The following is a 21,519-nucleotide window of genomic DNA, read 5'->3' as shown; positions in this document are numbered from 1 at the left end:
TTTTCAATTAAGACATTGACCACCAATTATTACCATCTGGGTCTGTAAACATTCCGTCGGGATTAGTTTTAAACTGAGTACCCTTTGCCGTTTCTTTCACGTCTAGTTCCTTAATCTCTGGTTGTGTCCATGTCATTTTTTCCATTGTGCTCACCACCTTTCTTTAGAAAGAGTGCAATGCGTTTTTCCCGATTCGCATAGTATAGCCTGAAAAATAGACATTATAGGAATTTAACCTAAATAATGGTTCGAATCTTGTCTAATATCTTACAACTACTTACCATTTTTTACAAGAGAAAATAATGAAATTCTAATCTTTTTTTTTTAGTAAATAGATTAAAAGATTTGCAATCGTATTCATTGATATTACAAGATATAATTTACAAAAAAAAGAAGTGATTTTCTTTTTTTTGTCATAAAAGTAGTGGATTAGTAGAAAGATGTATAGTATATTTGTTCTAATCTAGTAACTATAAGGTAGGTGGAACAGTATGCATAAATCAAATCTTCTGGCAAACGTTAATTTAATACAGTTTTTCATTGATGTGGTCACAATGGTCGCATCGTTCATTTTGTCCTTTATAATTACAAAGAACCTTACTAACCTGTTCCCAATAATGGAGTACGTCTGGATACTCATTATTTTTATACCGGCGTGGATATTTTTGATGAATATTAAAAAGATGTATGACAAAACAACGTTTATGTATACCGACCGGATTATTCGTAACATTTTCTATTCTTCTTTTGTATCCGCCATTGTAGTAGCTGCATTAATCTTTTTTATTAAGGAAACTCATATCAGCCGATTGCTTTTTGGAATATATATTTGTATATCATTAGTTCTTCTCGTTATAGCAAGATTTAGCTGCAACTTTTATTTGCAAAGATTTAGTAAAATTTGGGTTCCAAGAACAATAGTTGTAGGAACTCCCCAAATGTCAAAGAAGTTACGCAGGTATTTGCTAAAGACAAATATACAATTAAATATTATTGGTTTTGTGCAAGTCGAACCGCAAAAAAAACTCCGAAAAAACTACCATCTAGGTTATCTTCATGATCTCGAAGCCATTATTAAGCAAAACTCTATCGATGAAGTCACAATCGCTCTTCCTAGTAATTACGTCAGTAAAATTGAACCTTACATTCTAAGATGCGAGGAAATGGGAATTACGGTACGAATGATTATTGATTTATACGAACTCAGATTTTCTAAAACTTATCTCTCCTACTTAGGCACTTACCCCATGTTGACCTTTCATTCCGTGACTTTAAATACAGTTAATCTGTTTTACAAACGAGCAATTGATGTAATAGGGGCTCTTGTAGGAATAACCCTCACCACGTTAATTGCAGCCGTTATCATCTTTGCCATAAAGCTAGAATCGAAGGGACCAGCAATTTTCTCACAAGATCGAGTTGGTCAAAATGGTCGAACGTTTAAAATTTATAAATTCCGAACAATGTACATAGATGCTGAAGAGCGAAAAGAAAAATTGATGAAATTAAACCAAGTAGACGGCGGATTCATGTTCAAGATCAAGGATGATCCAAGAATCACTAAGGTGGGGGGGCTTCTTCGGAAGACCAGCCTAGATGAACTTCCACAATTTATTAATGTACTTAAAGGTGAAATGAGTCTAGTGGGAACGAGACCACCGACGCTTGATGAAGTTGGCAGATATGAAGCCTATCATCGAAGAAGGTTAAGCTTTAAGCCTGGATTAACCGGTTTATGGCAAGTAAGTGGAAGAAGTGACATTACGGATTTTGAAGAGGTCGTAAGATTGGATACAAGTTATATCGATCATTGGTCATTATGGCTCGATATTAAGATTATATTGAAAACGGTAAAGATGGTATTTTGGAAAAAGAGTGGGGCAATGTAAATAAATATCAGGAGGGATTCAAAGTGCAGATCAGCAGATACGAGACAAACAAGCGAAAAAGAATGATTAAAATGAAAATAAGTATGCTAACGGTATGCATATCTACTATTGTTCTACAAACGTCCTGCGCTACGGGGTTAAATCTGGAGACAAAACTCGAACCGGCTTTAGTAATGGGAGCAGGAGATTCCTCTAATTATTATACAGTAGAGAAGGGAACTGCAATAACAACTCTAGTGGGAAATGGAAAAATTGTACCTACTAAAACGACAAGTTTATACTTTAACAATGTGTCTGGCCAATTGGATAAGTTAAATTTTGGTTTGAATGATCAGGTTAGAAAAGATGATTTGTTTGCGGAGATTAGGCCTACAGATATTCAAAACCGGCTCGAGGCACAACGAATCGTAGTAGAGAAGGGACAGGCGAGACTACAGTTCTTGAGTTCGAACCAATCGGAAATTCAAAAAATCAGAAAAAGCATTGAGTTAGCACAAATACAGCTTACAAACTTATTGGAAAAGAAAGAAAATCTATCTGCTGATAATAAACTAACGATAGATAAGGCTAAATTGGCATTGGAACAATTGCAAATACAAATGAAATCTTCTACAGTGTCCAAGGAGCTCACCGAGCTTGAATCGCATCAAGATGAGGGAGCAATCGAGAAAATTAAAATACGTCTTGAACAAATTGAAAACGAGATTACTTCTGCAGGTGCTGCTGTTACGGAACAGCAAGCCGTTTTCGATAGCCTATCGCAAACTGACGTAAGTGAGAATGATATAAAACTAGCCAAACTTCGTCTAGAGCAACTTAAGTTAGATCTAGTGAATACTGAGAAAAGTAAACAACTTTCTGAATTAGATTTAGACCTAGCTCTTGCTACGAAAAATTCGCAAGGCATTCAAAAATCAGAAGGAGATCTTACTAAAGCTGAATTACGCATGGTCCAAGCGGAGTTGGCATTGGAAGGCATTCAAAAATCAATTGATATAGCAACGCTTACCATAGAGCAAACGTCTAAATCAAATGATGAGAAAGTAAAGGCAACGGGAAGTGATATTTTACAAATAAAAACACAACTAGAGCAACTTAAATTACAGTTAACTTCACAAATGAAAAATACTGAATATGACAAGCTCCAGGCTGACTACGATCAACAAAGCGCAGAATTAAGTTTGAGAATATTAGAGGAAAGTCTTGAAAACAGTAAACTTTATTCTCCTGTAGACGGCGTAGTATCTTATCTAAACAATGTTTCCATTACCGATATAATCGGAAACAGTCAAATACTTGCAAAAATTGCTGATCCCAAAGAGCTTGTTTTCCAATTCTCAGCAGTAGATGCGCATTACGTAAATGATGCAAGCCGTATTGTACTAACTATTGGTGTTGAGAAATATAATGTTGAGATGTATAAACCTCAACCGGGAGACTCATTCTTACAGAACAATAGTGCAGAGATGAAAAACATCAGCAATCTGTATGTGAAATTCAAGGATAACATACCTGCTCTAAAATTTGAGGAATTGGTACAAGCGCAATTGGAAGTAGAGAAGAACGACGTATTGCTTATACCAAAAACAAACGTTCGAGTAGAAAACGGTAAAATACTTGTTGAACTATTGAAAGAAAATGAAATTGTTACGACAGAGATTGTAAGAGGAATTGAAACTGATACGACCGTTGAAGTTATAAATGGTCTTAAGGTCGGCGATCGAATTGTCATAAGATAAATAGAAACTAGGGTGAGAATTATGGAATTTCAAAGATTAGTAGACGCAATTATTCGTAAGTTTTGGTTTATTGGTATATTCGCAATTGGTGGTTCAGTTCTTCTTGGAGGATACAGTTACGCAACTAGTTATCCCGTGTACCAAACTGAAACCACGTTATACATTATGAAACAAAGTAATTCTGTTCTATCTGGTGATAGCATTAATCTTCAGGATATTACATTAAGTCGGGAACTGATTAAGGATTACGGATATATCGTATTATCGAGAAAAGTATTAGATCCGGCAATAAAAAATCTTAATGAACGTGGAATTGAAGTAACCGATATTAGTTCAGCCATTTCGGTGAATTTGAAAAAAGAATCTAATGTAATGTCCATTGTAGTCAGATGGCATGATCCGGTTCAAGCTACAGAAATCTCCAATGCAGTTAGTCAATCATTTATTTCTGAGATAAGGCAGTTGGCCAACACAAGTTCAGTTGGAATCTTAGATGAAGCTCGTGTGCCTTTGGCTTCAGTCCCTGTGAATCATATGAAAAAGGCAATTGTTGGTTTTATGGCTGGCGCAATTTTTTCGCTAGCGATTATCTATTTAAGGGAGTTATTCGATAATACAATTCGATCAACTTCCGAAATTGAAAAGGGCTTGGGTTTGAAAATTGTTGGGATTATCCCCGGACATAATATTAGTTAAGGAGTACTCACATAAATATGCAAACTAAAACCTTTAATGTTTATAACGAAGAAAACAAGGCTGTTCAAGATGCTTACGCAATGTTAACGGCCAATATTCATTTAAGTAGCAGTCATAATCCAAATAAAACACTGGCAATTACAAGCTGCAAGCCAAAAGTGGGAAAGACTTCCATAGCAATTACATTAGCGATAACGATGGCAGGATTAGGTTGGAATGTGCTATTGGTAGATGGGGACATGCGGCGACCAGCTGCGGGAAAGCGTCTTAGTGGAAATTCATTACTTGGTTTATCAGATTATTTGTCAGGGAACTATGACCTTCAGGAGGTACTGTGTCAAACTAATATAAATAATCTAACGTTTTTGCATAGTGGTGAAAATGAGGGAAATCCAATAGGGTTATTATGTAGCAGCAAATTTGAAGAGCTAAACAGAATAACAAAAGAAGCGTATGATTACGTTATTTTCGATACGCCTTCCCTTTCATCCGTCGTAGATGCATCCTTAATCGCTGCAAAAGTAGATGCGACGCTGCTTGTTGTTGAAATTGGAGCAACCTCAATGAACTCATTGCGTCCTGCAAAACAACAGTTGGAAAAAGCTAAGGCCAATCTTCTGGGCGTAGTATTGAATAAAGTGAAAAAAAATGACTATAAAAAGTTTTTTGGGTCATTCGATTATTTTATGGATGGAAAGAAGTTTATTAACAAAAATAGTAAAAGAGAATTAGAGTAGAAGGCTCTTTTTGCGGAGGGCATAAATGGGGAAGTTCGGGATAAAGAAAATAGCAGTCTTTATAGTTACAGTACTAATTTTATTTGTCATAATCCTGATCACCCGAGCGGCGTCAGAGCAGAGCGGTACACATTCCAATATAGCAAGCGGGAAAATAGTGAAATATACTATGGAAACTATGATCAACAATAATCTTCCTGTTAATAGGGAAGATACTTTTTGGAGAATAACAGCAAATGAGCTCGTAAGAAAAGCTGCCCACTTTATAGAGTACTTGTTAATCGGATTGTTTTTGTCAGTATTAATTAACTTATTCACAAAAAAAATGTGGATTTCGATACCGGGAGCATCATTAGTATGCTTCATATTAGCCTATTTGGATGAGTACCGTCAACAGTTTATAGCTGGTAGAGGGTCGACATGGTTTGATGTAAGAATAGACACTTATGGTTCGTTGACGGGTATTTTAATCGTAACAATCTTCTTTGTTATTTATAATAAGTTTCGGCAGTTAAAGGCTGAAATTCTCAATCTGGAAGAAGAACTAGTGAAAAAAACATCGTAGTTAGGGAGATTATATGATATTCATTACTCTCGGTACACAGAAATTTCAACTTAATCGGCTATTACAACAAATAGATGAGTATGTTGAACAGGGTTTAATAGAAGAGGAGATCATTGCCCAGGTAGGACACTCCGATTACAAACCTAAAAATTATAAGTGTTATCCGTTTTTTGATAAAAAAAATTTTGACGAGTATATTCAAAGGTCAAGTATGGTTATCACACATAGCGGTGTTGGATCTATTGTGGCGGCTCTTCATTATAAGAAACCGATAATCGTATACCCTCGACTCAAAAAATATAATGAGCATGTTGATAATCATCAATTAGATATAGCACGTGCTTTTGCTCAAAAAGGTTATATTTTGTGTTGCAATGAGAATGATCATTTAATTAATTTAATTGAGAAATGCAGTGTCTTGGAATTTAAGGAATATGTTTCCCAAAGAGAGCGAATTGTTAGTATGATTGATATCTTCTTGAATGAGAATACTCAGATTACTACGCATAGATCCACAGGAGTTGGGCAGGACATGAATTGAGCAAAGATATGAGCGAGAGGTGTTAAAAATGATACATGTTAGTATTATTGTTCCGGTATATAACGTCGAGCAATATCTTGATAAATGCTTACATAGCCTAGTTAATCAGACACTCAAGGAAATAGAAATTATTGTAGTGAATGATGGTTCCACTGATCAATCTCAAAAAATTATAGATCAATATAAACATAATGATAATATCAAAGCCTACTCCAAAGTAAATGGTGGCTTGTCTGATGCTAGAAATTTTGGAATGCAGTTTGCTGTTGGAGAGTATATCGGATTTGTCGATTCGGATGATTTTGTTGAACTAGATATGTACGAAAATATGTATTTGAAGGCGAAAGCAGAAGATAGCGATATAGTGGAATGTAACTTGCGACACACGTATCCTAACGCTGAAGATATTGAAATAGGTAAGGAAATATACGATAAGAAAGAAATGTTAATGGTTGGTAGGTCAGTTGTGTGGAATAAGATCTACAAAAGAGAATGGCTACTGAATACAAATGTAACATTCCCAGTAGATTTGATCTATGAGGATGTAGAGTTTTTTGTTAAATTAATTCCTTATATTAGCGTTTATTCATATGTACAACCTGCATACATCCACTATCTCCAAAGAAACACCTCCCTGAATAATAGATCTACATTAAAAACACTTGATATTTTGCAAATACTTATAAACATTAAAAAGTATTATATTGAAAATGATTATTATGATGACTACAAAGAAGCATTAGAGTTCTTTTTTGCAAGAATTCTATTATGTAGCTCGTTTTTCAGGATGAGTAAGATCGGTAATGCAAGTGACAGAAAGATGGCTTTACAGCTTAGTTGGAGACTATTAATTGAACATTTCCCCGAGTGGAGATCCAATAAAATTTTACTTGAGAGCACGAGCCGACAAGCTATATTTATGAAGACTGTTAATAATATGACCTATCCACTTTACTCTGTTGCTTTTCCGTTCATTTTTTCCGCAAATAAAAACATCAAGAGAATATTTAATAAGTAAAGCTAATGACTTGGATAGATATAAAGGAGAGAGCATTGTATGAAGCTTAGTGTTATAGTCCCGATATATAATGCCGAGAAGTATTTGTCAAAGTGCCTAGATGAAATTTTAACCTGTCCATTTCCAGAAATGGAGTGCTTAATGATTAATGATGGGAGCACTGATTCTTCCTTACATATATGTGAGACCTACGCAAAAAAAGACTCGAGGTTTAAAGTCATTGATAAATCTAATGAAGGTGTTTCCATTGCACGAAATACGGGGCTATTTCGTGCATCTGGAAAGTATGTCATGTTCCTAGATGCGGATGATTACATAAAATCCAATAAATGGAATGTAATTATGGATGCAATCAATTTAGAGTTAGATTTCGTTGCATTCAGTTACTATACACTTTACCAAGATGGAAAGGTTATAGAGGAGCTTTTTGATATTGAATCAAAGACGACAGACGATATAAATAGCATACGGAAGTTACTCTTGGGCACTGCTGCTCTAAATACATGTTGGGGAAAATTGTTTAAGTTAAATACGATCATAACCAATCACATCCAGTTTAGAGATGGGCTTAAGACGGGAGAAGATGCTATTTTTGTTCTCGACTACTTAAAAGTAGCCAACGATCTCTTATTAATAAATGAAAGTGTATTGTATTACAGACAGCATGGAGAAAGCGTCATGCATAAGCTTGATATTCATTCCAAAATCCAAGATTTTAGGGAACTATTCGACTGCAGAAAACGGTTGGCGGATATTTGGAATAATGGCGAGTTAAAAGGAGTAATGTACAGAGAATTTTTTTCTGTTATTACCAATTTATTGCTATTGTATTCGTATAAAAATAATTTTTCAGAGTGTAATAGAGTTGTAACTCAAGTTGTTAAAGAAGATATGATTAAAGATATATTAAGTAATGTTAACCCATCCCAGTTAAGATCGTTTTATAAACGATTCGAGCTTCAGATGTTGAAGCGAAATAATATTATATTGTTGTCATCTTACTTCAAAATAAAAAGTTTGTTTATGAGAGTGGCAGGTGATTAATATTAAAAAGAAATTCGGAAAAATTGATCGCAATGTCGAGTTGCTACTTGAGCTCTTAAAATCGACAATTACGGATGAATTTATTCATCTGGAGAGATTTGTGAATGAGAATACTGATTGGGAGTATATTTTTACTGTAGCACGTAGCAGTAAAGTTGATGGTTTACTCTATTATGCTTGTTTAAGAGATCCCAGACTTAAAACAATATTATCTGAGCATTCTCAACAATGGAAAGAGCACAAAAGAGTTCATCATATAACACAAAGCTATAAGCAAGCTGCAATTAAACAGATTATTGCAGAAGCGGAAAAAGATGATGTTAAGTTAGTATTGTTTAAGGGAATGATTCTAGCTGATTTATATCCCCAGTTCGATCTTCGTCCTTCAAAGGATACCGATATTTTCGTATATGAGAAGGATAAAGAGAAAGTAACGAATCTATTATATAGACTTGGATACGAAAAGAATGAGGAGCACTCTAAAAACAATGTGCCGGTTTTTGTTTCTCCCAAAATGAATCACATGATTGAAATCCACTATTCCCTCTGGGAAGACTATGAGGGAAGAAGAATAAATATTTTAAATGAGATGAAATTGACCGAACGAGAATCATTAATTGAACTTGATGCATGTAACCTTAAGCTTACGACATTAGGCCATGAGGAGCATTTCATTTATCAGATGTTTCATATTATTAAGCATTTTGTAATAGACTCCATTGGTATAAGGTGTTTAGTTGATATTACTTTTTTTGTGAATAAATATGGGGATAGCATTGACTATCAATATTTTTGGGAATGTATGAGAAGACTTGGATACACCAAATTTTGTATAAACTTCTTATGCCTGTGCGTAAAATATTTTAAGATGAATAGCAGCATATTACTCAATATGACCTATGAAGATGACGGGACAGAGGAAGCGCTACTGTTAGATATGATTCATAAGGGCGTACTATACGAGCATAAAACAAGCCCATGGCAAATTCTTGGAATAATGACCCCGTATCTGGTTGGAGAGGAAAAGGTGCCAGTGACAGGCATCAAAAGAAAAATAAAAGTGCTCTTTCCAGCAGCAAAGGCGCTGCCAGAGAAATTCAGTTACGCAAAAAATAACAAGATTTTACTACCTTTAGCGTGGGTGCATAAGATCATTGATTTTATGTTACGGTACAATACTTACAATAAGATCTACAAAGATTGGTACAATCCACTTGAAAAGTTAGAGGCAGCTGATTATAGACTCCAATTAATCAAGAAACTTGAGCTTTAACAAAGATAGTAAAGGAGTGGATAAAGATGGCTAGTAAAATATGTTTCGCTGCTTCGTCTGGAGGGCATTTAGAAGAAATTGCTCGTCTGATAGATTTAACTCATAAATATGAATCATTTCTGATTACTGAAAAAAGCCACTTTCAGGAACTGGATATGTGCGACAACATATACTATGTCAGTCAGATCAATCGTATGGAGCCACTTTTTCTATTTAAATTATTCATGCTGTTCTTTAGGTCCCTATATATTTTGATAAAAGAAAGACCAAGCTGCATCATATCAACGGGAGCATTGGCTACGTATCCAATCTGTATAATTGGATTTATTCTGAGGATAAAAATAATATATATCGAGTCTTTCGCCAGAGTAGACTCACCATCATTGACAGGAAAACTCATGTATAAGTTTGCTGATCTGTTTATCGTTCAATGGGAAGAGATGCTAGAGGTATATCCTAAAGCTAAGTATGGAGGCGGGATTTTCTAGTTATGAATCTTGATTATATGGAGCTGCGCAGAAATGAACATATATTTATTATTGCATTTTGTATATTTATCTTAAAAAATCTCTTACCTATCTCAGCTTTAATATATTACCCGAACAAACTAGACTTAATTATGATTCTATTGTTTGCTATGTGTATTGGCTATAAATTGATTACCCAAAAGTATAATCCCTATAGTTTGTTATTGCTAGTGCTTTTTACGCTTCTATTTGGATATGCTGCGTTATCAACACAATATTACTCCATTTTTTATGGATATTTATGTTTAATTGCAATGCAAAACGTTAAATTAGAAAACGTTCTAAAAGCTAGTGTAGTAATTAAGAAGGTATATCTATTTATTCATGTATGTATATATTTTAGTATTCTATTTCTATATCCCGATACAGTTGAGTTGATTGAGAGAAACGGTGTAATCAGACATTTCTTTCATATGCAGCACCCCAACTTATTTTCTGCAATATTAGTTTGGACATGCTTGGAATATATTTATTTGAAATATGATCGTATTAAATTTAATGATTTACTAATCATTTTTCTAATCAATATGTTTTTTTATTTTTATACGAACACAAATACCGGCTTAATTGTAATAGTCCTTGCTATAGTATTCATCCTTTTTGAGAAACGGAAAGGAGAAGCATTTCAGCTCTTTTTGAGTAAATGTACAAAAGTTATTTTCCCTTTACTAGCGGTGTTATTTATTTTACTGGTTGCTATGTATACCAAACTAAGTGGTATTGCATATACAATTTGGCACGAATTGGATAAAGTTTTAACCGGAAGATTGCTCTACGGGGCGTATGCATATGATCAATATGGATACTCGTTAAATGGTAGGAATATATCATTTCCTGAAAAGTCATATTGGGGTGGATTTTGGTTAGATAATATTTATTTTGATAATTCATATCTATATTTATTCATAACATACGGGAGCTTCTATTTAATATTTATTTCTGCTATATTTTATGTACTTGAACCAAAGATGGAACCAAAGGATAAAATTATGGTTATTATGCTAGCGGTGTTTGGTGTCATGGAAGGCTATGTGTTAAATATTAGCTTGTGTTTCCCTCTAATAATAATTGGAAAATATATTTATGATCTAAATTATAAATTCATTGGAAGAGGTCACTTATTATATGAAGAAAAAAATTAGTATAATTATTCCTGCCTATAATGTTGCAGGATACCTCGAAAAGTGTTTGGATAGTCTAATTGAACAGACATTTATGGATTTTGAAATTATCGTTATCAATGATGGTTCTACGGATGAAACCCCTCAAATCTGTAACGATTACGCCTTACGAGACTCCAGAATCAAGATTATACATAAACAAAACGAAGGTGTATCCATGGCAAGAAATACCGGGGTTGAGGCTGCATCGGGAGAATTTATTCTATTTTTTGATGGAGATGACTTTGTAGAACCATACACATGTGAAGAGCTTTATAACACGATTACCGAAAAAAATGTTGATGCTTTAATATATGGATACCACTGCTATGAAAATGGAAAAGTAAAAGCAACGTGCTATCCAATTTTTGAAGAAGGCTTCTATGAAGGTAATGCGATTCTAAATACACTAGTACCTAGATTTATCGGAGTATCTTACGATGGAGTGAACAAGTGGCTTAATCGTGAAGAAAATGCATTGTACGTTGAAAACCCAGCTCTTTGGAGAATTATGCTTAGAAGCGACATTATTAAGACCAACGCTTTGAAATTTAATAGAAATCTCAAAGTGGGTGAAGATACTATATTTATTTCCGAGTATTTAAGCCATGCTCAGAAATGCTACGTCTATCATAAGTGCTTTTATTACTTGGTGACGAGGGAAACATCAACCATTTACAAGTATGAAAGAAACCCAACAGCGAAGCTTGAAGGAAAGATCAATTTATTGGATGCCAGACTAGAATTGACTGAACGAATTAAGAATAGAGTGGGCATAAATATTGACAACGATTGGCGTGGAACGGTATTAATGTCATGTGTGGAAATGGCATTCTTGTTAGCCAAAAAACATCCTAGTTATCGATTTATGAAAAGATACAAGCTTTATATGGGTTACATAAGACAAAGTGAAGTCAAGAAAACGATCGTAAATTATAAGCTTGATTATGTACCTAATGTTAAGACAGTGCCTTTTCTTATGATGAAGTGGCATATGTTCTTAATTCTCTTCGGATGTATGCCACTACTGCATCTACTGAAATATAAATTTCAAAGAGAATAGAACGATAATTATGGGAGCCTATATGAAATGAAAATTGCTTTTTTGAATCTATGCCACTGTGATCCAGATGTCGTTACTAGGGTAGCTAATAAATTAACTCAAAATCAAAGCTTTGATATGTATATACATGTAGATAGAAAGGCTGATATCACTCCTTTTCAAGAGAGATTAGCACACAATAATCAAGTTTACTTTATTGAAGATAGGCAAAAGGTATATTGGGGAGGATATAACGCAATAGAAGCAACATTAGAATTGCTTGAAACCGCCATTAAATCTGAGCAGAAATACGATTACTTTGTACTTCTTCAAAACCTTGACTACCCTGTCCGCTCCAATACATATATCGAAGAATTCTTCAATAGTCACAATGGCAGTGAATTTATAAGAGGATGCAAAATCGCTAACACTAAAGACTGGCATTACTCTAGTAAGTATAAGATTTACAATAAAAGAGACGATGATTTTTATATAACAAATAAGTCGAAATTAAAAAAGTATATGAGATATTTGAAGCTTGCCTTGAAGAGTATTGCGACCATTGGTTTTAATGGTGTCATTAAAGAAAGTGGACAGACTTATGACATTCATTATGGCGCTGCACAATGGGCGATAACTAGAGAATGTGCACAATATATTGTTGAATTTGAAAAATCACATCCAAAATTCAATAACACTATGAAGCATATTCAATTTCCGGATGAAGAGTATTTCCATACCATTGTACATAATTCAAAGTTCAAATATAGCTGTGTGAAATATGATGAGCCCGAGCAAAGATGGCTTGTGAATTGGCGAAACCTACACTATTTTGAATTCCCCCAAACCGTGACCGTATTTACTGAACATGACATTGAAAAAATAATGAAAGAAGATGTTTTGTTTGTGCGGAAGGTTAAAAGTGGGGATTCGGATGGCTTAATGGATAGAATAGATGAAGAAATCAAACAGATTGAAATGAAATTATGGAGTAAGGAGAGAAGTTAAATGGAGTTAAAACAACGTAATCATCCTATGGAAAATCTTAAACATAAACTTAAAGATATAACGAATGTGATACCATCTGGATCGAATGTATTCTACATTGATTATCCTGTCCATGGAAATTGTGGTGACCTTCTGATTATGAAGGGCACAGAAGCCTTTTTTAAGGCATTCAATGTTAATGTGAAGGCAAGATACAGTGTTATAGACTTTCCAGAAAAATTGAAAGTGGAAAAAAAAGATATTTTTGTCATGCATGGAGGAGGGAATTTTGGAGACTTATATCCGATCCATCAAAAAATAAGAGAAAAAGTCATATCTCAGTATCCGAACAATAGAGTTGTTATATTACCGCAGACCATCTTCTATAAAAGTGAAAGGGAGTATAGCAAAACAGCTGCTATATTTAATGCACACAAGGATGTACATATCTATTTAAGAGACACAGATATCTACGAGACGGCTGTTAAAGAATTCAAAAACTGTAATGTGTATTTATCTCCTGACATGGCACATCAACTTTGGCCAATCGAACATAATCGTAAACCAACAAAGGCAATACTACGCTTTTTCAGAACAGATGTAGAGAAGTCACCTAGTCAAGTACGCATGGAGGCAGACGCTAATGGAGACTATTTTGATTGGGCTACTCTATATAGCAGAAATGAGAGAAGGATGATAACACTTATTTCCAAGCTAGCTGAAAAGAATATTCCGGTTAGTTATATGTGGACCAAGTATTCGGATTATCTAGTAAATAAAGCTATAAAGTTATTTGGTTCCTATCATGAAATTCAAACTTCAAGGATGCATGGTCATATACTTTCTTGTCTAATGGGTAAGAAAAACGTGTTACTTGATAACTCGTACGGCAAAAACTCTAATTATTATAAAACATGGACTAAAGAAATAACTTCGGCAAGTTTAATAAAAGAATAAATCAAAGTTATTAACATTAAATCAGAAAATTAGGAGGAAAGTATTTGGATAATATAATTTCCGTAATTGTTCCTATCTATAATGTCGAACCATACCTGAAAAGATGCATAGAGAGTATTAGAAGTCAAACTTATCAGAATCTAGAGATTATATTGGTAGATGATGGTTCTAAGGATGACTGCGGGGTTATTTGTGACGAGTATGAAAAGCGAGATAGTAGAATAAAAGTAATCCATAAAGTAAATGGAGGACTATCTGATGCTAGAAATGCAGGAATTGATATTGCTACAGGGCATTTTATCGTATTTATAGATTCTGATGATTTTATTCATTACACAATGTGCGAAAGATTATTGACTACATTAATTAAAACAAATGCAGATATTGCTATATGTAATTTGAAGTATGCATACGAAGCAAATGAATCTGCAATTGATGTCACCGGAACGATTGCGGAGTCTGAAGGGATCATTCTTGATCGAATGTCAACACAGCTAATGTATTTTGATAAGCAACAAAGTGTCATTGGCACAGTTGCATGGAACAAAATGTATAAAAAAAGTATTTTTGATAAAGTGAGGTATCCGAAGGGGAAGATCCATGAGGATGAATTTACAACCTATCAATTATTGTATCGGGCGGAGAAAGTCGTTTATTTGAATGAACCAATGTACTTTTACTTTCAAAAAAGTGACAGCATTATGGGCCAATTTAATGAAAAGAGATTTCATTTATTTGAGGCTTATCGTCATCGGATGCAATTCTATGGCGATAACAATGAATTTGAACTATTCAGAAAAATGCTAATGCTGTATATAAGAATGAGTGCGCAATATATGAAATGGTCGAAAGATAAACAAAGTAATCATGCCGAATTAATTAGAAGTGACCGATCTAAATTGAAAGAGATTTACTTGAAGAACAAGAAGATGATTAGAACAACAATGATGGAAAATCTAGAATTAATGGTATACTTTTTTAATGAAAAAGTGTATTACAATATGTGGAGAATGAGGGGCAAAATGAGTACACAATCTACCCGTAACTCAGGGATTAATTAAGGGGAAACTGTGTTGGATAATAATAGCAGAACTTATAATTCTACAAAAAATATGGTAATGGGTTTCGCCAGTAAATTTTTATCAATCATTCTTACTTTTGTTGGAAGGGCCATATTTGTTAGAATCCTCTCAGTTGAGTATCTGGGTATAAATGGATTATTTGCCGATGTACTGATGATGCTTTCTCTGGCGGATTTAGGCTTTGGAACCGCTATGGCATATAGCTTCTATAGGCCTCTTGCAGAGAACAACAAAGTGAAAGTAACCGCGTTGATTAACTTTTATAAACGAATTTACTACTTCATTGCTATAGTTGTTGCAATAGTTGGTGTCGGATTTGTTCCTTTCTTAAAGTATATAGTCAATGTGGAAGTTCCAATTCCGAATCTTGAAATATATTATATAGTCATGCTAGCAAATACAGTGATTTCATACCTGTTTGTTTATAAATCATCACTTATTGTTGCTGATCAAAAAGGATATCATATAGCCAAGTATGAGATGTGGATAACTGCAAGTAAGCTTATTTTACAGACATTGGTATTGTTGATTACTCACAGTTACCTGCTTTATATTATGGTGACCATTGTTACAACCGTTTCGAACAATCTACTCATCTCAAAAATTGCAAACAAATTGTACCCTTACATAAAAGAAAAAGTCATCCTATCTGCTGCGGAAAGGAAAGAAATATTTGGTAATATGAAGGGTGTGTTCGTTTACAAGTTTTCAGCCGTGCTTATTACGGGAACAAACAATATCCTTATTTCTGTAATGGTCGGAACGGCCAGTGTCGGTTTTTTTGCGAATTATTATACTATAACAGCAAATATTAGCGCCATGGTCTTTATTGTGTTCAGTTCCCTTACACCGAGTATCGGGAATCTCGTGGTTAATGAAGGAACTGAGAAAAGGTATGAAATCTTTAAATCTATGGAAATGGTGAGCTACTGGTTAAGTGGTGTTTGTGTTGTATGTACCTATTTTCTTGTGCAGGATTTTATATCATTATGGGTAGGAGTCGACTATGTATTAGGCAAGACAGAGTTACTGTTTATTATACTTAACTTTTATTTAGGTATTGTTTTACAACCGCTATGGGCTTTTCGGGAAGCAACAGGTTTGTATATGAAAACAAAATATGTAATGTTAGTAACGGCATTACTTAATATTGTTTTATCTATCATCTTGGGATCTCACTTTGGTCTAGCGGGTATATTGGCGGCAAATTTCATCGCAAAAGTCACTACATATTTTTGGTATGAGCCTATCGTTTTGTTTAAAGAGTTTTTCAATAGAAAAGCAACACAGTATTTTATTGGTCATGCCTTGAACTTTGCTTTGGCTATTGGAATATTACTAGTAGTTAAATGGATGCTTTCTGATTTTACAGAGCAGTCCCTATTTATATGGTTTATAAAAGCTTTCATTTGCTTGATTGTTGTCAATTTTATTTATTTGGTCAGATATATGAAGACTGAGGAGTTCCGATCCATTTATTATAGGATAAGAACTATGCTAAGAAAAGGTAGTAAAACCACTTGACTTCGAATTAATTGATTGGAGATTCAAATTATGAGTAAGCCTAGATTAGATTCAATTGATATGGCAAGAGGCGTAAGTATTTTGCTTGTTGCTGCCTTCCATGCTAACTTACCGACATCGATTAACGAGGTATTAGCGCACTTTAGGATGCCGTTATTTTTTTTGTTGTCTGGCTTTCTATTTAGTCAAAGGTATTTTGCTAGTCCGCAGTTGCTTTTAAAAAACCGAATTAAGACGCTGCTCTTACCATACTTTGTAGCGGCTTTTTCTTTCTATGTATTTTTTGTTTTACGTACAATAATTGGTAAGGACGAGGTTTCATTGTCAAGGACATTTGTAGGAGTTTTTTACGGAATTTCTCCTGATGATTGGCTGATCATCAATATAGCATTGTGGTTTCTAGTTTGTCTCTTTTGTACACAAGTCATTTTTAGTATTGTGATGAAATTTGTTCAAAACATTAATAGTTATGTTCAATTATTTGTGTTCCTTGCAATTAGCATTGTCGGAGTTTTGGTTGGCAAGATTATGTATTTACCTTGGAGTTTTGACGTTGCGTTGGTATGTCAGATTTTTGTGTTTACTGGTTATAAGCTAAAAGAATATGAAATATTGGATAAGTTTAAGCCTATAAGTTTTGTCACATTGGGATTGGTAGTACTCTTTGCTGTAGCAGCCTATTTTAATGCTGAGGTTGACGTCGGTTTTAGAGTGTACAGTAATGTACTATTATTTTATTTGGCAGGTATTTGTGGAAGTATCGTTGTTCTTAAAATAGTATCATTATTCTCTTCAATTAAAGTTATTTCTAAGTCTCTCTCCTATATTGGGAGGGAGTCATTAATTATACTTATCTTCCACGGTGGCCTCTTTCTTTATACGACGGGAGTTTTAAGCAATCGTTTTGGGATCAATATTCATTGGATTATTGCTTGGATGATCTCCATTGCTGGTTCTCTTGTGATTGCTGAAATCATTAAAAAAATCCCGATATTAAACCTAGTGTTAAATGGAAAATCAATGAACAAGTTAGCAACAAGTAATAAGAGGGTTGCGGAGGCCGCGGAAGTTGTATAATTGTAAAAGAAGTGAACGAGTTTGGTAGGACTAGATTTACTGAAAGCATCTTTTTTGCCTCCTCTCTACTCGAAATGGGTAAAGAGGAGGCGAGTTTATTCTTTCAAAAGATAGCGAGGTGTGACTCCAACTACTGTACAATGCTCCGGCACGTTTTTTACAACAACCGTTCCGGCACCAATTTTAGCGCCATTACCAATGTGGATGGAACCAAGTACATTCGCACCTGCTCCAATCCTAACATTATCTCCAATCGATGGATATCCGGCTTCTGTAAATCCGATTGTCACTTGTTGATTAATCCAACAATTCTCACCTATGGATTTAGCTGTTATAATTGTACTAAAACCATGTTCAATATAAAATCCTCCTCCGATCTCCAAAGTGTAAATATAAAGTGTGTTTAGTCTCGGATAAAAGATGGATAGAAATACGCCAAGCAGTCTGTTGTGTTTTTTTATACGGTGGTAGAACAAGTTTCGAAACTCTGGCAAATGAACTAGCAACCAATTTAATTGCATAAGTATATGTAGATGGCTAATATTACGTCTTTTTGACCATACTGTAAGATCTTTATTAATTGTATCTTTCATAGGTGAGAATTTATACGCTAGGAGAGCTGGAATCGAACGGAAAATATTTGCATTGCACCACAGTTTTTCAATATTCACTCATATTTCCTCCCTTGATATTAGTAATCAAATTGTAGCATAAAAAATATTGACAAGGAATCATCAGGAAGGGTTTATTATGAAAAACATGAAAAAAACACCTTTTTTTAAAGTGGTAGCAGTTATTTTGATGATCACTTTAATCTTCATGTTAGTACCTACAGGCCGCACTGGAGTTGCGGAAGGCACAGGTACAGCAACTAATACTGTGAAAGCAATGAAGTTAGGCTGGAACTTAGGCAATACATTAGATGCTTTTAGTACAAATCCAGAAGCGTACGAAATTGCTCAGCAAAAAAGGGATAAGTATCAGATTATGGCGGTATACTCGACAAAAGAATATAGCGGATGGGATGCATCGCCAACATCTTACTTAACTGGAAATGGATCAGAATATGTCTTAACGTGGAATATTCAAAAATTAAACTCGGATAAAAAGCAACAGAGCGGGACATTTTCATTTCAAATTATTAATCAAGAGATTGGAGCTACAGGATCTAGTACTTTAGATTTTACTGTCACTAAGGCCGAATTTAAAAAGAAAGACGGTTCGATTGTTAAACTTAGCAATATTCTAGGGAAACATTCTGAATCCATAAATAGTAAAGTGACAGCATATATTACTTCAGATCTAACAAAACAGTCTAAATTAAAGAACGCAACGGATATTGTGGGTGGAACGCTGACGATTAGAATAAAAATAAACAAATATCCAATGCCTAAAAATCCAAATATTACAAAAGAAGTGTATTATGAAACCTTATGGGGAAATCCTGTGACCTCAAAGGCTATGATAAAAGATATAAAAGATGCTGGTTTTGGTGCTGTAAGAATACCTGTTACTTTCTATAATCATATGGATTCCCAAGGAACGATCGACCTCGCTTGGCTTGAAAGGGTTAAAGAAGTTGTACAGTATGTAATAGATAACGACATGTATTGTATTATTAATGTGCATCATGATACCGGTGCAAAGGGATGGTTGAAAGCAGATCCTACAACATTGAATGCTAATGCTGAGAAATACAATTACATGTGGAGTCAAATATCCAGTTATATGAAGGATATTGATGATAAATTGCTATTTGAAGGGTATAACGAGCTCTTAAATGAATCCAATAAGTGGTCATGGGCTGATCAAGATTCCTATAAAGCTGCCAATGACTTAAATCAAGCTTTTGTTAATACGGTAAGAAGTACTGGCGGGAATAATGCTCAAAGATGTTTAATTGTTAATACTTATGCGGCAAGCGCAGAGGAACAAGAAATTAAGAATTTTGTCTTACCGAAGGATAAAATAAAACATAGATTAATTGTACAAGTTCATTATTATGGTTCTAGTCAGAAAGGAATATTGGCTGTAGTAGAGCGATTGAGTAAAAGCTTTGTTAGTAAAGGAATACCTGTAATCATAGGTGAGTCCGGAATGAATCACAAAAGTTCTCAAGCAGATAGAATTAAATATGCAAAGTTTTTAGTATCTACCGCTAGAGAGAAAAATATAACGGTATTTTGGTGGGATGATGGCAATTATGCAAATAAAGCAGGAGCATTAAGTAACTATGGTTTATACGATAGATTTGCAATGAGATGGTATTATCCGAAAATTGTTAAGGCTTTGGTGAGCGCTTCACAGTAAAAGCCCTCTTTTCGAAGTTCCGGACTGACGAGAAGCTCAAATAACTTTGGGCTTCTCGTCAGTCTTTTTTTGTTCCTGAAAATCAATTTGAGTAACAAAAAGACCGCCTTATTAATAATAAGACGGTCTTCCATATAACTACTACAGCTTAGTATGAACTGCTGTACGTAGAGAGTGGATGTGAGACAGGTAACGAATGTTACTTGCTTCTTTCATCAATGTTGCAGAAATACCTTTAAGTGCAGTGTTGCTAGCACCTACAGTTGCAACTGCGTCTTTACGACCAAGTGATGCAAGAGTACCAGAGTTAACTGGGTGGAATTCATCCATAGCCTTACCATTGAAGTAAGCATAAAGATTGAAGCCTACCAACTCACCCATTTGCCAAGCATTTTGTGCAGTTGGAGCATGAGGGCGTCCGCCGTCAGCAGGGAAAGCAAGCGCAGAGTCACCAACTACGAATACATCAGCATGTGATTTGGATTGTAGGAATTCGTTAACAGCAGCTTTACCGCGGTCACATTCAAGACCAGAATCAGCTACTACTGGAAGAGCAGCTACGCCACCAGTCCATACGAATGTATTAGCTTCAATTGTTTCGCCAGTTTTAAGCTCGATTTTGTTACCAACAACGCCAGTAACAGGAACGCCAGTGATGAACTCTACACCACGAGCGGCTAAGCTTTCTGTCGCACGCTCGATCAAATGATCTGGAAGAACAGGAAGAATTTTCGGTCCTGCTTCGATCAACTTAATTTTAAGATCTTTAGCGCTTAAGCCATATTGTTTCGCGATTTTAGGGAAGTTATCCGCAATTTCACCAACAAGCTCAACACCTGTAAGACCGCCACCGCCAATAACGATTGTAGCATCAGCTTCGTTTTTAGTTTTAGCATAAGCTTTAATACGGTCTTCGATATGTTTGTAAATTTGGTTAGCGTCATTAACTGATTTCAGAACCATACTGTTTTCTTCAAGACCAGGGATACCGAAGTAACCAGTTTGGCTACCAAGACTTACTACTAGAGCATCGTAAGAAAGAGTAGTGCCATCAGCAAGTTTAATTTCTTTGTTTTCAACAGAGAAAGATTCAACTTTAGAAATTTTCAAGTTAACGTCAAGACCTTCGAAAATTTTCTTTAAAGGAATAGCAATAGCCTCTTCATTTAAAGTACCGCCAGCTAGGCGATGTAGTTCCGTAATAATTTGATGTGTTGCGAATTGGTTGATTACCGTTACTTTTGCTTGACTTTTGTCCATGTATTTGCGAACAGTTTGAGCAGTAAGTACGCCACCGTAACCTGCACCCAATATGACAATGTGTTTAGACATAGCTAGTCCTCCGTCCATT

Annotated in this window: 21 protein-coding genes; 18 read left to right on the top strand and 3 right to left on the bottom strand. The window is 34.8% G+C overall.

Features of this window, described 5'->3' with window-relative positions; all coding sequences use genetic code 11:
* Positions 1 to 7 precede the first annotated feature (7 nt).
* Positions 8 to 145 carry a paeninodin family lasso peptide gene (locus AC1TO5_RS12060; RefSeq protein WP_482063047.1) on the bottom strand — a complete coding sequence of 46 codons (138 nt, stop codon included), beginning with the start codon at positions 143 to 145 and terminating at the stop codon, positions 8 to 10.
* Positions 146 to 491: 346 nt separating this feature from the next.
* Between AC1TO5_RS12060 and AC1TO5_RS12055 the strand changes: the two genes are divergently transcribed.
* Genes AC1TO5_RS12055 through AC1TO5_RS11975 form a run of 17 tightly spaced genes read left to right on the top strand, consistent with a single transcriptional unit; the run spans position 492 to position 17,858 of the window.
* Complete coding sequence (locus AC1TO5_RS12055) at positions 492 to 1,889, top strand: sugar transferase (protein ID WP_482063046.1); 1,398 nt, start codon at positions 492 to 494, stop codon at positions 1,887 to 1,889.
* A gap of 23 nt (positions 1,890 to 1,912) precedes the next feature.
* On the top strand, positions 1,913 to 3,628 hold the full coding sequence (locus AC1TO5_RS12050) for a permuted SH3 domain-containing protein (protein WP_482063045.1): 1,716 nt from the start codon (positions 1,913 to 1,915) through the stop codon (positions 3,626 to 3,628).
* Between the two features lie 21 nt (positions 3,629 to 3,649).
* Complete coding sequence (locus AC1TO5_RS12045; protein ID WP_482063044.1) at positions 3,650 to 4,324, top strand: YveK family protein; 675 nt, start codon at positions 3,650 to 3,652, stop codon at positions 4,322 to 4,324.
* A 17-nt stretch (positions 4,325 to 4,341) separates the two neighbouring features.
* The gene (locus AC1TO5_RS12040; RefSeq protein WP_482063043.1) at positions 4,342 to 5,061 is read left to right on the top strand and encodes a CpsD/CapB family tyrosine-protein kinase; all 720 of its coding nucleotides are present in this window, start codon (positions 4,342 to 4,344) and stop codon (positions 5,059 to 5,061) included.
* Positions 5,062 to 5,086: 25 nt separating this feature from the next.
* Complete coding sequence (locus AC1TO5_RS12035; protein WP_482063042.1) at positions 5,087 to 5,626, top strand: VanZ family protein; 540 nt, start codon at positions 5,087 to 5,089, stop codon at positions 5,624 to 5,626.
* Positions 5,627 to 5,639: 13 nt separating this feature from the next.
* Positions 5,640 to 6,167 (top strand): PssE/Cps14G family polysaccharide biosynthesis glycosyltransferase, encoded by a 528-nt coding sequence (pssE, locus tag AC1TO5_RS12030; RefSeq protein WP_482063041.1) that lies wholly within the window; start codon positions 5,640 to 5,642, stop codon positions 6,165 to 6,167.
* Between the two features lie 28 nt (positions 6,168 to 6,195).
* Positions 6,196 to 7,185: a glycosyltransferase gene (locus AC1TO5_RS12025; protein WP_482063040.1), complete on the top strand. Its 990-nt coding sequence runs from the start codon at positions 6,196 to 6,198 to the stop codon at positions 7,183 to 7,185.
* Between the two features lie 39 nt (positions 7,186 to 7,224).
* Complete coding sequence (locus AC1TO5_RS12020) at positions 7,225 to 8,229, top strand: glycosyltransferase (RefSeq protein WP_482063039.1); 1,005 nt, start codon at positions 7,225 to 7,227, stop codon at positions 8,227 to 8,229.
* Positions 8,222 to 9,502 carry a nucleotidyltransferase domain-containing protein gene (locus tag AC1TO5_RS12015; protein WP_482063038.1) on the top strand — a complete coding sequence of 427 codons (1,281 nt, stop codon included), beginning with the start codon at positions 8,222 to 8,224 and terminating at the stop codon, positions 9,500 to 9,502. The genes AC1TO5_RS12020 and AC1TO5_RS12015 overlap by 8 nt, the downstream gene beginning before the upstream one ends.
* 26 nt (positions 9,503 to 9,528) lie before the next feature.
* Positions 9,529 to 9,990, top strand: a complete 462-nt coding sequence (gene pssD, locus AC1TO5_RS12010) for a PssD/Cps14F family polysaccharide biosynthesis glycosyltransferase (protein ID WP_482063037.1) — start codon at positions 9,529 to 9,531, stop codon at positions 9,988 to 9,990.
* A gap of 2 nt (positions 9,991 to 9,992) precedes the next feature.
* A complete protein-coding gene (locus AC1TO5_RS12005) occupies positions 9,993 to 11,171 on the top strand; it encodes a hypothetical protein (RefSeq protein ID WP_482063036.1) in 1,179 nt (392 codons plus the stop codon).
* Complete coding sequence (locus AC1TO5_RS12000) at positions 11,155 to 12,252, top strand: glycosyltransferase family 2 protein (RefSeq protein ID WP_482063035.1); 1,098 nt, start codon at positions 11,155 to 11,157, stop codon at positions 12,250 to 12,252. Before AC1TO5_RS12005 ends, AC1TO5_RS12000 begins: the two co-directional genes overlap by 17 nt.
* Positions 12,253 to 12,279: 27 nt before the next feature.
* Positions 12,280 to 13,239 (top strand): beta-1,6-N-acetylglucosaminyltransferase, encoded by a 960-nt coding sequence (locus AC1TO5_RS11995; RefSeq protein WP_482063034.1) that lies wholly within the window; start codon positions 12,280 to 12,282, stop codon positions 13,237 to 13,239.
* Positions 13,240 to 14,175: a polysaccharide pyruvyl transferase family protein gene (locus AC1TO5_RS11990; RefSeq protein WP_482063033.1), complete on the top strand. Its 936-nt coding sequence runs from the start codon at positions 13,240 to 13,242 to the stop codon at positions 14,173 to 14,175.
* Positions 14,176 to 14,219: 44 nt separating this feature from the next.
* The gene (locus tag AC1TO5_RS11985; RefSeq protein ID WP_482063032.1) at positions 14,220 to 15,236 is read left to right on the top strand and encodes a glycosyltransferase family 2 protein; all 1,017 of its coding nucleotides are present in this window, start codon (positions 14,220 to 14,222) and stop codon (positions 15,234 to 15,236) included.
* 12 nt (positions 15,237 to 15,248) lie between these two features.
* Complete coding sequence (locus AC1TO5_RS11980; RefSeq protein ID WP_482063031.1) at positions 15,249 to 16,781, top strand: lipopolysaccharide biosynthesis protein; 1,533 nt, start codon at positions 15,249 to 15,251, stop codon at positions 16,779 to 16,781.
* 30 nt (positions 16,782 to 16,811) lie between these two features.
* Entirely contained in the window at positions 16,812 to 17,858 is a 1,047-nt protein-coding gene (locus AC1TO5_RS11975; RefSeq protein WP_482063030.1) for an acyltransferase family protein, read from the top strand.
* A 95-nt stretch (positions 17,859 to 17,953) separates the two neighbouring features.
* On the opposite strand, the gene AC1TO5_RS11970 is transcribed toward AC1TO5_RS11975, so the two are convergent.
* A complete protein-coding gene (locus tag AC1TO5_RS11970) occupies positions 17,954 to 18,529 on the bottom strand; it encodes a serine O-acetyltransferase (protein ID WP_482063029.1) in 576 nt (191 codons plus the stop codon).
* Between the two features lie 79 nt (positions 18,530 to 18,608).
* On the opposite strand from AC1TO5_RS11970, the gene AC1TO5_RS11965 reads away from it, so the two are divergent.
* A complete protein-coding gene (locus AC1TO5_RS11965; RefSeq protein WP_482063028.1) occupies positions 18,609 to 20,168 on the top strand; it encodes a glycoside hydrolase family 5 protein in 1,560 nt (519 codons plus the stop codon).
* Positions 20,169 to 20,309: 141 nt separating this feature from the next.
* Here the strand turns inward: AC1TO5_RS11965 and AC1TO5_RS11960 are convergent, their stop codons facing one another.
* The gene (locus tag AC1TO5_RS11960; protein WP_482063027.1) at positions 20,310 to 21,500 is read right to left on the bottom strand and encodes an NAD(P)/FAD-dependent oxidoreductase; all 1,191 of its coding nucleotides are present in this window, start codon (positions 21,498 to 21,500) and stop codon (positions 20,310 to 20,312) included.
* Between the last annotated feature and the right edge of the window lie 19 nt (positions 21,501 to 21,519).

The organism is Paenibacillus sp. Y930 (assembly GCF_056786375.1).
This window is presented reverse-complemented; position numbering and strand designations above follow the sequence as displayed.

What these genes read in the sequence shown, in the direction of transcription:
- AC1TO5_RS12060 (WP_482063047.1), bottom strand. Translation starts at nt 145, where the DNA reads ATGGAAAAAATGACATGGACACAACCAGAGATTAAGGAACTAGACGTG.
- AC1TO5_RS12055 (WP_482063046.1), top strand. Translation starts at nt 492, where the DNA reads ATGCATAAATCAAATCTTCTGGCAAACGTTAATTTAATACAGTTTTTC.
- AC1TO5_RS12045 (WP_482063044.1), top strand. Translation starts at nt 3,650, where the DNA reads ATGGAATTTCAAAGATTAGTAGACGCAATTATTCGTAAGTTTTGGTTT.
- AC1TO5_RS12040 (WP_482063043.1), top strand. Translation starts at nt 4,342, where the DNA reads ATGCAAACTAAAACCTTTAATGTTTATAACGAAGAAAACAAGGCTGTT.
- AC1TO5_RS12035 (WP_482063042.1), top strand. Translation starts at nt 5,087, where the DNA reads ATGGGGAAGTTCGGGATAAAGAAAATAGCAGTCTTTATAGTTACAGTA.
- pssE (WP_482063041.1), top strand. Translation starts at nt 5,640, where the DNA reads ATGATATTCATTACTCTCGGTACACAGAAATTTCAACTTAATCGGCTA.
- AC1TO5_RS12025 (WP_482063040.1), top strand. Translation starts at nt 6,196, where the DNA reads ATGATACATGTTAGTATTATTGTTCCGGTATATAACGTCGAGCAATAT.
- AC1TO5_RS12020 (WP_482063039.1), top strand. Translation starts at nt 7,225, where the DNA reads ATGAAGCTTAGTGTTATAGTCCCGATATATAATGCCGAGAAGTATTTG.
- pssD (WP_482063037.1), top strand. Translation starts at nt 9,529, where the DNA reads ATGGCTAGTAAAATATGTTTCGCTGCTTCGTCTGGAGGGCATTTAGAA.
- AC1TO5_RS12005 (WP_482063036.1), top strand. Translation starts at nt 9,993, where the DNA reads ATGAATCTTGATTATATGGAGCTGCGCAGAAATGAACATATATTTATT.
- AC1TO5_RS12000 (WP_482063035.1), top strand. Translation starts at nt 11,155, where the DNA reads ATGAAGAAAAAAATTAGTATAATTATTCCTGCCTATAATGTTGCAGGA.
- AC1TO5_RS11995 (WP_482063034.1), top strand. Translation starts at nt 12,280, where the DNA reads ATGAAAATTGCTTTTTTGAATCTATGCCACTGTGATCCAGATGTCGTT.
- AC1TO5_RS11990 (WP_482063033.1), top strand. Translation starts at nt 13,240, where the DNA reads ATGGAGTTAAAACAACGTAATCATCCTATGGAAAATCTTAAACATAAA.
- AC1TO5_RS11975 (WP_482063030.1), top strand. Translation starts at nt 16,812, where the DNA reads ATGAGTAAGCCTAGATTAGATTCAATTGATATGGCAAGAGGCGTAAGT.
- AC1TO5_RS11965 (WP_482063028.1), top strand. Translation starts at nt 18,609, where the DNA reads ATGAAAAACATGAAAAAAACACCTTTTTTTAAAGTGGTAGCAGTTATT.
- AC1TO5_RS11960 (WP_482063027.1), bottom strand. Translation starts at nt 21,500, where the DNA reads ATGTCTAAACACATTGTCATATTGGGTGCAGGTTACGGTGGCGTACTT.